Origin of the sequence: Lutibacter oricola, assembly GCF_900106565.1 — a bacterium.
Classification (GTDB): domain Bacteria; phylum Bacteroidota; class Bacteroidia; order Flavobacteriales; family Flavobacteriaceae; genus Lutibacter; species Lutibacter oricola.
The window spans coordinates 233626-247899 of sequence record NZ_FNNJ01000001.1; the positions used below are offsets into that span (position 1 = coordinate 233626).

Here is a 14274-nt window from a genome sequence, read left to right on the forward strand (position 1 = left end):
GGTTTGTGGTTGTTGGTTTATAAGTATAAAATTAATGTGTTTTGTTACAATTTAAGAGTTGTGTTTTGAAACTAATTTATATTCTGGATATTGTTTTAGATAAAATAATTTCAATTCTTGAAGGTAAAACTGTAAGTACGCAATAAATAATTAATATATAACAAGTAAGAAAAAGTGACATTAAAAAAATTGAGTAAAATGATTGAAGTTGAAATTCAAATGATAAAGGAATTTGGAAAAATAAATAACTAAAGGCTCCAATTCCTCCAGCATTTAAAATACTTTCTTCAAAAAGCCATTTTTTGCCAGATTGTTTTTGTCTATTTCTCTTGATTTTATGAAGTCTAAAAAGGTGATATATCATAAAAATAATAATTCCAAAGCCTAAGAATATATAAATCCATTTTTGATTTGAAATATTATAGCTAAAGCTAGAGTATACTAATATAAAAAGTATGAAAACTGAAATTACTTGCGGTAGTTTAAAATATGATTTAAAAATTGACCAAACCAATCTCCAGTATTTTTTATAGAGTGCATTTGTTCTTTTTTCTACAATATTCATAAACCCATAAACTCCAAACTTTTTGAACGAGATTGTTTTGGCTTCATCAAAAGTTAAGTTTGGTTTTTCTTGCCAAATGGCTTCAATATCGTTTGCTAAATGATCTACTAACTCGGTTTGAACATCAAAATGTTCTACATAATGTGCTCTTGTGAATTTATGGAGTTCTTGTATGTGGTGTGAAGTTAGTTTCATAGCTGTTGAAGTTTTTCATACAAATTATTGTAATAATCAAATGTTCTTTTATACATTTTAAACCCGCAATAATTGAAACCCGCAAATAAAGGAGTACAAATTACTAATACCCACTTAAACTGAATTTCATTTAATAAATGGAATGCGCCTTTTGGGCTAAATAATTGAAAAAATAAATTTAAAAGTGTCAGGGTAAATCCTGCATAAAAAAGTGCATATTCTAAATTTAAAGTCTTTTCTCTTTTCTTTTGAAACCACATTTTAATTGGATAAATATATACCGCCAAAGCAGGAATAAAGACAAAAGCAGCCATTGCGTATTTAATAAATTTGGTGTCGGCATAAAAAATTACTTTGAAACAGATAAAGAACATAATAAGAATGACTAAAAAGTTTGTTGGCTCTACAAAAAAAGCTTTTATATCTTTCCATAAAAGGACTCTATATTTCCTATTAGTTTCTCGTCTTTTAGAATCCATCAAATTCTCATATCCAATTCCGTTTTCCATTACCCCATATTCAATACCCGAGTTCCAAAAGCGTTTTAAACTGTTTCCAAAACTTAAATGAACTTCTTCTAAAGCTTTATCAAAGTTTTTTCCCTCATGCATTAAATCTTCGACCTTGGTAACAATATGGTCGAGTAATTCTATTCGAACATCCCAGTATTTTATTTTGTGATGTTTTAAGTAATCGTCTATATATGTTATTTGTTCTTTGGAGAGTTTCACAGCAATTGATATTTTTTATGTTTTGAAACAACTTTGAAGTGTTTTTTATACAATTCAAACCCAGTTATTAAAATTGTTAAAGCAATTGAGAAGAATATTACTTGATATATGTTGAAATCTTTTGGAGGGATAAGAGAGTTAATTAAAATATAACCTGCTGTATAAATATTTGTATAAACTTGTTTGTTAAATAAATACCTATAAGATGTTTTTATCTTTGAGTTTTTAATTTTAAAATACCATAAGGTACAAAGTCCAATAAAAAATAAAGCAAAAGCAGTATAGAAATGATTTATGATAGAGTTGTATTTAGAAAAATTAAAATAACCCAATTCATTTATAGAATAAATTGCTAGTGAAAAAAGAATGTTGATTAATAAAATTTTAATTAAAATTGGTTTATAAATTCTTAAACAATGGTCTATAAACAACTTGCTACCTCCATTTGTGAGTCCAAGCCAAAAACTCCATTTATATGTAAAATTTTTATTCCACTTCTCTTTAACTTTTTCAAAAGCAGTTTCAAAATCTAGTTTAGATGTTTCCATTTTGGTTTCAATATCCGAAGCAATATGGTCTAAAACTTCAAAATGTAAATCTATATATTCAACATCTTTGTTTTTTAAATAATCTTTTACTTTTTGCAATTGTTTTTCATTCAGTTTCATGGCATTTAAGCAAGTTTAGGGTTTACAATAGTTTGCATGGTGGCAATAAATTCTTCTAGTTCAGCCAAACGGTTTACGGTTTCTTTAGTGCCAGTTTCAGTAAGTTTATAGTATTTGCGTAATCTATTTCCAACATTGGCAACTTCAACATCTAACAAACCTTCGGCCTCTAATTTATGAAGCGCAGGATACAATGCTCCTTCGGTAATTTTTAATTCACCTTTGGTTAATTCTTTTACTTTTTGAGTGATTTCATAACCATACATTTTATCATTTTCTTCTAATAATTTTAAAATGATAGTTTGTAAAGAACCTTTGTATAATTTTTGATTGCCCATAATTGTAGTTTTCTGCTTCAAATATATACATAATTTTCTTATGCATAAATAAATTAGGTATTATTTTTTTTATAAAAAGAGTTTTGTTTCAATACATTTGTACTCATAAAAACTAAAAAATGTCAAATTTCTACGAATTAAAAATTCAAAAAATTATAAAAGAAACACCTAATGCTGTTTCTATAGCTTTTGAAATTCCTGAAGATTTAAAAGCAGCATTTCAGTACAAAGCAGGCCAATACATTACCATAAAAAAAGAATTAGCAGGTAAAGAAATTAGAAGAGCTTATTCATTATGTTCTAAACCAAATTCAGAAGAATTTAAAGTTGCAGTAAAAGCCGTTGATAACGGGACTTTTTCTGTTTTTGCAACAACAATTTTAAAAGAAGGCGATGTTTTAGAAGTTTCAAAACCAGAAGGAAAATTTGTGTTGGAAACGTCTTCAAACAATTCGAAAAACTATTTAGGAATTGCAGCAGGAAGTGGAATTACACCAATTATGTCAATGATTAAAGAGGTTTTAAACGAAGAGCCAAATAGCACTTTTACACTGTTATACGGAAACAAAACTGAAGCAGAAACTATATTTAAAGACGAAATTGATGCTTTAAAAAATGAATTTTCTTCAACTTTTAATGTGCAATATGTGCTAAGTAGAGAAGAAAAAGAGAATGCTTTAGCTGGAAGAATAAACGCTGAAAATTTAAAAGCTATTCTAAAAAATAGGTTCGATGAAGCTTTTATTTGCGGACCAGAAGAAATGATTAAGACTTCAAAAGAAACTTTAATTAATTATGGTTTAAATGAAGAAAATATAAAATTTGAGTTATTTACAGCTTCAGCAGATACTAACGAAACCGAAGGAGTTTACGAAGGCGAATGCGATATTACTGTTATTGTAGATGAGGAAGAAGAAACATTTACAATGAATTCTAAAACAACTGTTTTAACGGCAGCTTTAGAAGAAGGTTTAGATGCTCCATATTCTTGCCAAGGCGGAATATGTAGTAGTTGCTTAGCTAAAGTTACCGAAGGAAAAGCAGTAATGGATAAAAATTCTATTTTATCTAATGAAGAAATTGAAGAAGGACTTATTTTAACATGCCAAGCGCATCCTGTTACCAAGAAAATAACGGTCGATTTTGATGATGTTTAAGAAATTGTAGTAATTTCACACCTTTAAATTTAGATAATGGATTTTAGCGAGCTAAAAGAAGCAGTTTTAATTGGATTTTTCTTGGCCTTTATGATAGGCCCTGTTTTTTTTATGCTTATTCAAACCAGTATAATTAAAGGAGCAAGGGCAGCAATTGCATTCGATTTTGGCGTAATATTAGGCGATGTTGTATTTATTTTAATGGCTTATTACGGAAGTAAAAGTTTGTTAGAACGAATAAAAGACGATCCTAGAATGTTTTATATTGGAGGGTTAATTTTATTAATTTATGGTATTATTACCTATTTAGATAAAAGTCAAAAGCGAGTTGTACAAGACGAAACTTTAGTGTTACCCGAAAAAGTGAATTATTTAAGGCTTGGTATAAAAGGTTTTTTATTAAACTTTATTAATGTTGGTGTTTTAGCTTTTTGGTTAGGAATGATTGTGGTTATTGGTCCTAATTTAGAAATGGACTCTAACAAAATATTCAACTTTTTTACAGTAATATTAGTTAGCTATTTTATAACAGATATAGGAAAAATTGTGTTGGCTAAGCAATTAAAAAAGAAACTAACACCAGCAGTTATTTATAAAATAAAAAGAGGAATGGGAGTGTTACTTATGATTTTTGGAATTGCACTTATTTTAAAAGGTTTTTTACCTAAACAAAAACTAAATTTTAAAAATGTAATTGAACAGGTAGAACATTAATTCAATTTTAAAGAATAATAAAAAAGGAGCCTACTAAATTTAGTAGGCTCCTTTTTTTATATAATTAATCTAACTCCTCCTAGTTCTTCAATCTTGTATGGAAATTTATCGCTTGGAGACCCAATAAACATAAAGTTAATTGGTATTTTCCATTTCTTAGAAAGCTCTTTAATTAATTTAGGGCTGAATTGACCTTCAATTATTAAAAATTCAATTGTTATTTCAGGGTATTCTTTACCTAGAAACTCAATTTCCATAGGTAAATTTGGAGGTATTACTTCATCTTTACCATGTGCTAAAACAATTTTAATTTTTTTGGTATGCTCATTTTTTATAATGTATAGCATAACTTTATTTAAGGTAGCAATATTATCTCCTTTAGTAAAAAACACAAATTCTTGAGAGTTAATTTTGTCTATAGTTTTTATTATTTTTTTATCCATTTTTAAAACCAAACTTCTTACAGGATCAAATATGGTGTGCATTGCATTTAGTAAAAACTTAAGTATTAAAGTTCTGTTTAGCATAAATGCAACAAATATAATTGAAGGTATAAAATAATCTAAAAACACTACTAAATTACTTGGAGCGTCGCCTTCAGTTTTCATAGTAATGTTTCCAATTAGTGCAATAACTACAGCTGATATTGCAATAAAAATTGATAACCAAGAAGCAACTTCTGGTCTTGGTAACGATTTTCGTTTTACCTTCAACAAAATATTACCAATTCCAAATAATGCCATTACAGATAAAAATGAAATGGTGTAAACACCAGCTAATAATTTTACATCTCCATTGGTTATTAGAAGTACTGAAACCGATAAAAAGAAAAACATTAAAATAATTCTGTATGAGCTTCCTCTAGAACTTTTCTTCAAGAAAAATTGAGGCATAATTCTATCTAAAGTCATTCGTTCTAATAAACCAGATACACCCACAAAACTTGTTAAAACGGCTCCACTTAATACTAAAAATGCATCAACAGCAATTAAAGTAGCAACCCATTTTCCACCAACATAATGCCCCATTTCAATAAGTAAGGTGTTTTGAAATTCGCTGCTTTGTAATACTGGAATTGCAAATAAAGCCAATGCTAAAACAGCCATTAATGGATTTATTATACTTACAATTGCCCACATATTTCTCAGGGTTTTTGGAAAAACACCTTTTTGTTGTTCTTCAACAAAGTTTGCCGAACTCTCAAAACCAGAAACTCCTAGCATTGAAGCTGCAAAACCTAAAAATATAGCGTTGCTAATACTTCCATTTGTAACCGGAGCATTCCAGTTTTCAATAAACATTGAACTACCGTTTTGTAATAAGAAATAGAAAATGAAACTAGCTAAAATAAATAATGATGATAAGTGAAAAATAAATATTCCAATGGCAACTTTAGAAGATTCTGTAATACCACCAATAGTTAATACGGCAAAAAATGCCAACAAAACTATAGTTGAAATTATAATTGGCATGGCAGGTATTAAATGATGTAAATAATGAATTGCTTCATTTGCTGAAATTACTGCTGTTGCCATATACGATAGTAGTGTAAGTGTAGCGGCAAAAGATGCCATTCCTTTACTAGTTGTATTTAATAATGCATTGTATGCACCACCGTTTAATGGTAAAGCACCTACAACTTCGCCATAAATTTTCCTAAATAAAAATAATACTAATGATACTATTAGTAAAGTAATCCAAGCGTATTGGCCTGCAAAAGCAATGGCTAATGCAGATACGTATAATACAGACGAACTAATGTCGTTTCCAGAAATAGCCGTAGAGGCTAACTCGTTTAGCTTTTTGTGAATTTTGTTAGTTTCCACTTTTTCAATAAATTTTAAATTTTGAGATAAAAAAACCTCGCAGTTTGCGAGGTTTTTAATTTTTGTTGTTATAAACTTAATTTTAAGTTTAGTTCTTTAAGTTGTTCATCATCAATGTTTGATGGGGCGTCAATCATAACGTCTCGTCCACTGTTGTTTTTTGGGAATGCAATAAAATCTCTAATAGTTTCTTGTCCACCTAAAATAGCAACAAGTCTATCTAATCCAAAAGCTAAACCACCGTGTGGAGGCGCACCGTATTCAAAAGCATTCATTAAAAAACCAAATTGTTCTTTAGCTTCTTCAGGCGTAAATCCTAAATGATCAAACATTAAGGCTTGTGTTTCTTTATCGTGAATTCTAATAGATCCACCACCAATTTCGTTTCCATTTAAAACTAAATCGTAAGCATTAGCTCTTACTTTTCCAGGGTCTGTATCTAACATAGCCATATCTTCTGGTTTTGGCGATGTAAACGGATGGTGCATTGCGTGGTAACGCTCAGTATCTTCATCCCATTCTAATAATGGAAAATCAACTACCCATAACGGAGCAAATACTTTAGGGTCGCGTAAACCTAAACGTTCTGCTAATTCCATACGTAAAGCACTTAACTGCGCTCTTACTTTATCAGCAACACCACTTAAAACACAAATTAAATCTCCAGGTTTAGCTCCAGTAGTTTCAGCCCATTTAGCTAAATCTTCTTGATCGTAAAATTTATCTACAGACGATTTAAAACTACCATCTTCATTACATTTTACATATACCATACCTAAAGCACCAACTTGCGGACGCTTTACCCAATCAATTAACTTGTCAATTTCTTTACGCGTATAACTAGCTCCACCAGGAACAGCAATACCAACAACTAATTCAGCATTGTTAAAAACACCAAATTCTTTATGTTGTGCAACTTCGTTTAATTCGCCAAACTCCATTCCAAATCTAATATCTGGCTTGTCGTTTCCGTATTTTTTCATTGCAACATCGTATGTCATACGTGGAAAATCTGCAATTTCAACACCGTTAACTTCTTTTAGTAAGTGACGTGTTAAACCTTCAAACGTATTTAAAATATCTTCTTGCTCAACAAACGCCATTTCACAGTCAATTTGTGTAAATTCTGGTTGTCTGTCGGCACGTAAATCTTCATCTCTAAAGCATTTTACAATCTGAAAATACTTATCCATTCCACCAACCATTAACAATTGTTTAAATGTTTGAGGCGATTGTGGTAAAGCATAAAATTGACCTTCGTTCATTCTACTTGGCACAACAAAATCACGAGCACCTTCAGGCGTAGATTTAATTAAAACCGGAGTTTCAACTTCAATAAACTCTTTGTCAGATAGATATTTTCTAACTTCAATAGCAACTTTATGACGGAAAATTAAACTTTCCTTCACTGGGTTTCTTCTAATATCCAAATAACGATATTTCATACGTAATTCATCACCACCATCAGTTTCGTCTTCAATAGTAAAAGGAGGTGTTAAAGATTCGTTTAAAATAGCTAGTTCTTTCACTAAAATTTCAACCTCACCAGTAGCAATGTTATCATTTTTAGAAACACGCTCAATTACTTCACCTTTTACTTGTATAACAAACTCTCTACCTAAAGTTTTTGCTTTTTCTACTATATCTTTTGGAGTACGTTCTTCATCAAAAATAAGTTGCGTAATACCGTATCGGTCACGTAAATCAACCCAAATCATAAATCCTTTATCGCGCGTTTTTTGCACCCAACCTGCCAACGTAACTTCTTGGCCAACATTTGTTAATCGTAATTCTCCGTTTGAATGTGTTCTATACATTTTCTAAATTTTTAAGAAAGTGCAAATTTAGGTAATTAAACAATAGTATTTTATGTTATGCATAATTTTTTGGGCGTTCCATTTGCTTTGGCAAATGTCAGGCTTTCGCTACTCGCTTTTTTTTGCTCCAAAAATCAAAAAAAGAGCTTAAACAAAAGCTCAATCCTTAACGCAAAAAGACTTATAACTGCGTTTTTGTTGTAAAATAAAGTTAAATATTGCAAAGTGTAACAATCAAATTAGCAACAACAATTAAATAGTAGTAGTTTTGTGAGCTTTGAATTAGGTAATTTGTATATTGCAATTTAGAAACTTAACCGCTCATGAGTTACAAACATATAGGTCTTGAAATTAAGAATAACGTCTCAAGAATTCAAGATAAAAGTGCCATTCATTACAAAGATACTTCAACAAATAAATGGGTTGGAATCTCTTGGAATAGTTTTGGAGATCAAATTAAAAAAGTATCAAAAGCATTACTAAATTTTGGAATTAAAGAGCAAGATAACATTGCTATTTTTGCACAAAATATGCCCGAATGGATTATTGCAGATTTAGCAATAATGAGTATTAGAGCAGTAACTGTACCTGTTTATGCTACCAATTCTAAAAAAGAAACCGAGTATATTGTTAATGATGCCGAGGTAAGCGTAATTTTTGTTGGCGATCAAGAAGAATTCGATAAGGTTGAAGAAATTTGTGAAACAAATCAATTTTTAAAATTAATTGTAGCACTAACACCAACGGTAGATTTAAGAAACCATTCTAATGCAGTTTATTTTAACCATTTTATGCAACAAGATTTTGCAGAAACAGTTGAAATTGAACGTCAAAAAAGAGAATATGAGCTTTCTAAAAACGATTTAGCGAGTATTATTTATACTTCAGGAACTACTGGAGAGCCAAAAGGAGTTATGTTAGATCATAACAATTTTGCAACTTCGCTAAAAGCACACGATTTTGAATTAGATGTAGACGAAACAGATTCATCTCTTAGTTTTTTACCGTTAAGTCATATTTACGAACGTAGCTGGGTGTTTTTCTGTTTACACGTAGGTATGGAGGTTTATTTTAACCAAGACCCTAAAAAAATAGCAGATGTTTTAAAAGAGGTAAAACCAACAGTAATGTGTACGGTACCTCGTATTTTCGAAAAAATATTTTCAGCAATTCAAGAAAAAAGAAAAGAAGCCTCACCAACTAAAATGAAAATGGCTAGTTGGGCTTTAGGTATTGGAAATAAATATCATAATAACCATAGACGACTTGATAAAAAAGTTCCATTAGGATTAAAAATGAAATTTAAAATTGCCGACAAATTGGTGTTGAGCAAACTTAGAGAAGTTTTTGGAGGTCGAATTAAATTTATGCCTTGTGGAGGAGCTCCATTAGCAGCAGATATGGTATCGTTTTTCTATTCTTTTGGTTTAAATATAAAGTGTGGTTACGGTTTAACCGAAACTACTGCAACAGTTTCATTGTTTGGTTATAAACATTACGAGTTTAATTCAGCAGGTAAAGCAATTCACGGAACCCAAATTAAAATTGGAGAAAATAATGAGGTTTTAGTTAAAGGACCTGGAGTAATGCAAGGTTATTATAAAAAACCAGAAGCAACTGCCGAAGTATTTACTAATGATGGCTGGTTTAAAACAGGAGATGCAGGTAGATTAGATGCTGAAGGAAACCTTGAAATTACCGATAGAATTAAAGATTTAATGAAAACTTCTGGAGGTAAATATATTGCACCTCAAAAACTAGAAATGGCATTGGTAAGTGATTCATTTATCGAGCAAATTGCAGTAATTGGAGATCAGCAAAAGTATGTAACAGCCCTAGCGGTTCCTAGTTTTGAAAATATTAAAAAATATGCTGACGAGCACAGTATAAGCTTTAAAGATGTTGAAGAATTAATTAATCATAACCAAATTAAGGATATGTTTGAAAAACGTTTTGAAGAGCTACAACAAGAGTTTTCTAAGTTCGAAAAAATTAAAAAGTTTACGTTATTACCAAAAGAGTTTAGTATTGAAGCTGGTGAAATTACAGCTACGCTTAAGTTAAAACGTAAAGTAATTCAGAAAAAATACAAAGAGCTAATTGATAAAATGTATAAAGATTAAACGAATTTTAAACGAGTTATAATTAGATTTTGTTATAGCTAATACGAATAGAGTTTTAAATTAAAATGAATAAAAGAAGGTTAAAAAAGGCTTTAAGAAGAATTAAATATTTACCTAGAAATAAATATCTAGTATTGTATTTAATAAATAAAGTAAAGCATTTTTATTTTAAAATAACAAAATCTCATAAAGTAGCATATCCTTCAACAATAATGTTGGAACTTACTAACCTTTGTAATTTAGCATGTACAACTTGTCCTAGAGAATACACCTACGGTAAACAAATGAATACTGGGTTAATGGATATTAACCAAGCAAAAAAAATAATAGATCAACTTTGGCCTTATTTAGATTCTATTGGATTAACAGGAATGGGTGAAACCTTTATGTATAACGAAATTGAAGAAGTTGTAGATTATATTAAAAGAAAAAATAAAGGAATAATTATTTCGGTTTCAACCAATGCAGTTTTACCTTCATTTATAAAAAGAGCTTCAAAAATTATTAACAAAATAGATACTGTTCAAATATCTATTGATGGTTTAAATGAAGTGTATGAGAAAATTAGATTGAATGCCACTTTTTCTAAATTAGATGAAAATTTAAGAAAACTAAAAGAGTTGTGTAAAGGTTCTAACACAACATTAATGTTGAATATGGTTGTTACTAAAGAAAACTATTTTCAAATGCCGAATTTAGTTGATTATGCAGATGAAGTAGGTATTGACTTTTTAGATTTTACCTTGTTCAACTTAGCGTCAGTAACTAATATAGATAGATCCTATTATCAATTTTATAAATCTAAAGAGTTTTTAGAAGCACTTGGGCTTTTAGAAGATAAAATTAAAAATAAACCGAGTGTTTATGTAACAAACAGGAATTTTAAAACAGATAATGGTTTTAAAAAATGTATTTTTCCTTGGTCTCATTTTTATGTTTCTTGGGATGGGTATGTGCCACCTTGTTGTGCAAAACCATTTCCTAAAGAGTTAAATTTTGGAAATGTATTTAATAAAAACATTATGAGCATTCTTAACAATAAATCTATGATTGATTGGAGAAAACTTTGGTTTAAAAATGAAACTCCAAATTTTTGTGATAAATGCCATTTAATAGATATTGAGCCTGTAAAAAAATCTACAGAGAATAGTTAATTAGAAGTTTTTAAAAGTAAAATAATTTGGAAGCAAAACTTTATTTAGTGCCAACACCTATTGGAAATTTAGATGATATGACTTTTAGAGCCATAAAGGTTTTAAAAGACGTAGATTTAATTTTGGCCGAAGACACGCGTACTAGTGGAAAATTATTAAAACATTTTGAAATTTCTACACATATGCATAGCCACCATATGCACAATGAGCATAAAACGGTAGCTAACATAGTACAACGTATTAAAAGCGGAGAATCTGTAGCATTAATATCAGATGCTGGTACACCTGCAATTTCCGATCCTGGATTTTTGCTTAGTAGAGCTTGTTTAGAAAGTAATATTGAAATTGAATGTTTACCTGGTGCAACGGCTTTTGTGCCTGCGTTGGTAAATAGTGGTTTGCCAAATGATAAATTTGTGTTTGAAGGTTTTTTACCAGTAAAAAAAGGACGACAAACACGATTTTTATTTTTAGCTGAAGAAACCAGAACAATGATTTTTTATGAATCGCCTCATAAACTATTAAAAACCTTAAAAAGTTTTACTGAATATTTTGGTGAAAACCGTCAAATTTCTGTTTCGCGAGAGCTTACAAAACTATACGAAGAAACAGTTAGAGGAACCGTTACAGAGGTAACAGCTCACTTTACAAAAAAGGCACCAAAAGGTGAGTTTGTAATTGTAGTAGCAGGTAAAAGCTCCAAATAAATAACTGTTATTCTTAATTTAAAAAATCTAATTTGAGAATAGCCAACTACACCGATAAAAATTTAGTAGCTGAAATATTAGTTTCGGCATTTTTACCATTAAAAGGTGAAAACTCAATTAATCTTGTTGTAAAACAAGATGAAAAAAGAGTTGAGCGAATGAAAATTTTAATGGAATACCTTTTTGAAAAAGCCTTTAATTTTGGTGAAATTTATATTTCAAATAACGATCAGGCGTGTATACTTTTATCTTTTCCATACACCGAAAAAACAACGTTAAAAACCATATGTTTAGATTTTAAATTAGCGAATAAATGCATTGGATTTAATCGTGTTTTTAAGGTTTTAAAACGCCAGCAAAAAGTAAAACATAATTATCCAAAAGGTAAATATATAATTCCTTTAATTATGGGTGTTACAAATGAATGCAAGGGAAATGGAACTGCAGCTCGTTTAATGCTAGAAGTTAAAAACTACCATAAGAAAAATAAATTACCAGTAATTGTAGATGCGGCTTCAAAAAAGAATGTAAAATTGTATCAGAAATTTGGGTTTAAAGTTTTTAAAGAAGACAAATCGTTAGGTTTTCCTATTTGCTTTTTAAGGTTGAATTAGTAGATTCCTGCCTACGCAGGAATGACAATCAAAGTTAGTATTGTCATTCTGAATGAAGTAAAACGGAATGAAGAACCTAATTTGTTGTGTGAGATTCTTCGCTATGTTCAGAAAGACAAAAAAGGTTAAATTTTTTCAGCATCAATCATTTTTTCAAATAAAATTCCACCTCTAAACATTCCTTTTAAATAAGGGTGAATTTCACGACCTAACTCTGTTAAACTATATTCAACCTTTGGTGGAACTTCAGGAAATACTTCTCGGTTTATTAGTTTATCTTCTTCTAATTCTTTCAGCTGTTTGGTAACCATTCGTTCGCTAATATCTGGTAGTAATTTTACCAATTCGTTGTAACGTTTATTTCCTTGCGATAAATGTAAAATAATAGTGCTTTTTCGCTTGCCTTTAATCACATTAATAAAAGTATCTATTGGGCAATAACTTTTTTTCATTTTTTTTCGGTGTTTAAACTTAGGAAATACACAAAACAGCACAAAATGTTCGTTAGTGCATAAATTGTAAGCTCTTGTTTACAATAATTTAATGGTCGAAATTTGTACAAAAATAGTAAAACACAGTAATATAAATATTGAATTTTATGGAAACATTTAAAGCATTTAGGGTAGAAGAGGTTGAAGGAAAATTTGTTTCTTCAATACAAGATATGCCTTTTCAAGAATTAGAAGAAAACGAAGTTTTGATTAAGGTTAGTTATAGTTCGTTAAATTTTAAAGACGCACTTTCGTTTGCAGGAAATAAAGGAGTAACAAGAAATTTCCCTCACACGCCAGGAATTGATGCTGCAGGTGTAATTTCTGAATCAAAATCTGACAAATTTAAAGTTGGAGAAGAGGTGTTAGTTACTAGTTACGATTTAGGTATGAACACCAATGGTGGTTTTGCAGAGTATGTAAAAGTTCCTGCAAATTGGGTGGTAAAATTACCTGAAAACCTTTCAAAAAAAGAAGCTATGATTATTGGTACAGCAGGTTTAACTGCTGGTATGTCGGTTTTAAGATTGGTAGAAACAGTAAAGCCAGAAGATGGAACTATTGTGGTTTCTGGAGCAACTGGTGGAGTTGGTTCATTAAGTATTATGATTTTGAATAAACTTGGTTATAAAGTTGCTGCAATTACAGGAAAAGAAACTGAAAAGCAATATTTATTAGATTTAGGAGCTACAGAAGTAATTTTAAGAAAAGATTTTGAAGAACTTAAAAATAGACCATTATTAAAACCAGAATTTGCTGGTGCTATTGACACTGTAGGTGGTGTAATTTTAGAGAATATAATTAAATCTGTAAACCCGTTAGGTGTGGTTACAGCTTGTGGAAATGCAGCTTCCATAAAATTAGAGTTAACAGTTTTCCCATTTATTTTAAGAGGAGTTTCATTAATAGGAATTGATTCTCAAAACTACCCAATGAACTACAGAGAGCAAGTTTGGAGTAAATTTGCAAAAGAATGGAAATTAAATTATTTACAAAATAACCCTGCAATAATCACTATGAATGAATTAAGCGAAAAACTAAACTTAATGTTGAAAGGACAATTGAAAGGTAGAACAGTTTTAGAGCTTGCTTAATAATCTAAGTAATCTATTGATAAAAAGCCGAAGATTTTTCTTCGGCTTTTTTGTTTTCAATCTTGTCATTTTGAACAAAA

14 protein-coding genes are annotated in these 14274 nt (G+C 29.9%); 7 read left to right on the forward strand and 7 right to left on the reverse strand.

Annotated elements, in window-relative coordinates; translation table 11 throughout:
- Nucleotides 1–76: 76 nt before the first annotated feature.
- Genes BLU40_RS01015 through BLU40_RS01030 form a run of 4 tightly spaced genes read right to left on the reverse strand, consistent with a single transcriptional unit; the run spans nt 77 to nt 2497 of the window.
- Nucleotides 77–760, reverse strand: coding sequence for a hypothetical protein (locus tag BLU40_RS01015; RefSeq protein WP_090118821.1), 684 nt, complete (start codon nt 758–760; stop codon nt 77–79).
- On the reverse strand, nt 757–1491 hold the full coding sequence (locus tag BLU40_RS01020) for a hypothetical protein (RefSeq protein ID WP_090118823.1): 735 nt from the start codon (nt 1489–1491) through the stop codon (nt 757–759). Before BLU40_RS01020 ends, BLU40_RS01015 begins: the two co-directional genes overlap by 4 nt.
- A complete protein-coding gene (locus BLU40_RS01025; protein ID WP_090118826.1) occupies nt 1488–2159 on the reverse strand; it encodes a hypothetical protein in 672 nt (223 codons plus the stop codon). The genes BLU40_RS01020 and BLU40_RS01025 overlap by 4 nt, the downstream gene beginning before the upstream one ends.
- 5 nt (nt 2160–2164) lie before the next feature.
- The gene (locus BLU40_RS01030; protein ID WP_090118828.1) at nt 2165–2497 is read right to left on the reverse strand and encodes a PadR family transcriptional regulator; all 333 of its coding nucleotides are present in this window, start codon (nt 2495–2497) and stop codon (nt 2165–2167) included.
- A 119-nt stretch (nt 2498–2616) separates the two neighbouring features.
- Here BLU40_RS01030 and BLU40_RS01035 point away from each other — a divergent pair, with 119 nt between their 5' ends.
- Nucleotides 2617–3654, forward strand: coding sequence for a ferredoxin--NADP reductase (locus tag BLU40_RS01035; RefSeq protein ID WP_090118830.1), 1038 nt, complete (start codon nt 2617–2619; stop codon nt 3652–3654).
- A gap of 36 nt (nt 3655–3690) precedes the next feature.
- On the forward strand, nt 3691–4368 hold the full coding sequence (locus BLU40_RS01040) for a LysE family translocator (RefSeq protein WP_090118832.1): 678 nt from the start codon (nt 3691–3693) through the stop codon (nt 4366–4368).
- A 56-nt stretch (nt 4369–4424) separates the two neighbouring features.
- Here the strand turns inward: BLU40_RS01040 and BLU40_RS01045 are convergent, their stop codons facing one another.
- Entirely contained in the window at nt 4425–6194 is a 1770-nt protein-coding gene (locus tag BLU40_RS01045) for an APC family permease (protein WP_245729870.1), read from the reverse strand.
- Between the two features lie 68 nt (nt 6195–6262).
- Nucleotides 6263–8011, reverse strand: coding sequence for an aspartate--tRNA ligase (aspS, locus tag BLU40_RS01050; RefSeq protein WP_090118834.1), 1749 nt, complete (start codon nt 8009–8011; stop codon nt 6263–6265).
- A gap of 323 nt (nt 8012–8334) precedes the next feature.
- On the opposite strand from aspS, the gene BLU40_RS01055 reads away from it, so the two are divergent.
- The 4 genes from BLU40_RS01055 to BLU40_RS01070 all read left to right on the forward strand — a co-directional run bounded on the left by BLU40_RS01055 (nt 8335) and on the right by BLU40_RS01070 (nt 12609).
- Complete coding sequence (locus tag BLU40_RS01055) at nt 8335–10134, forward strand: AMP-dependent synthetase/ligase (RefSeq protein ID WP_090118837.1); 1800 nt, start codon at nt 8335–8337, stop codon at nt 10132–10134.
- Between the two features lie 65 nt (nt 10135–10199).
- Nucleotides 10200–11288 (forward strand): radical SAM/SPASM domain-containing protein, encoded by a 1089-nt coding sequence (locus tag BLU40_RS01060; protein WP_090118839.1) that lies wholly within the window; start codon nt 10200–10202, stop codon nt 11286–11288.
- 26 nt (nt 11289–11314) lie between these two features.
- Complete coding sequence (gene rsmI / locus BLU40_RS01065; protein ID WP_262493695.1) at nt 11315–11995, forward strand: 16S rRNA (cytidine(1402)-2'-O)-methyltransferase; 681 nt, start codon at nt 11315–11317, stop codon at nt 11993–11995.
- Between the two features lie 32 nt (nt 11996–12027).
- The gene (locus BLU40_RS01070) at nt 12028–12609 is read left to right on the forward strand and encodes a GNAT family N-acetyltransferase (protein ID WP_090118841.1); all 582 of its coding nucleotides are present in this window, start codon (nt 12028–12030) and stop codon (nt 12607–12609) included.
- A gap of 125 nt (nt 12610–12734) precedes the next feature.
- On the opposite strand, the gene BLU40_RS01075 is transcribed toward BLU40_RS01070, so the two are convergent.
- Complete coding sequence (locus tag BLU40_RS01075) at nt 12735–13061, reverse strand: winged helix-turn-helix transcriptional regulator (protein ID WP_090118843.1); 327 nt, start codon at nt 13059–13061, stop codon at nt 12735–12737.
- A gap of 146 nt (nt 13062–13207) precedes the next feature.
- Here BLU40_RS01075 and BLU40_RS01080 point away from each other — a divergent pair, with 146 nt between their 5' ends.
- Complete coding sequence (locus tag BLU40_RS01080) at nt 13208–14194, forward strand: YhdH/YhfP family quinone oxidoreductase (RefSeq protein WP_090120274.1); 987 nt, start codon at nt 13208–13210, stop codon at nt 14192–14194.
- Nucleotides 14195–14274: the final 80 nt, after the last annotated feature.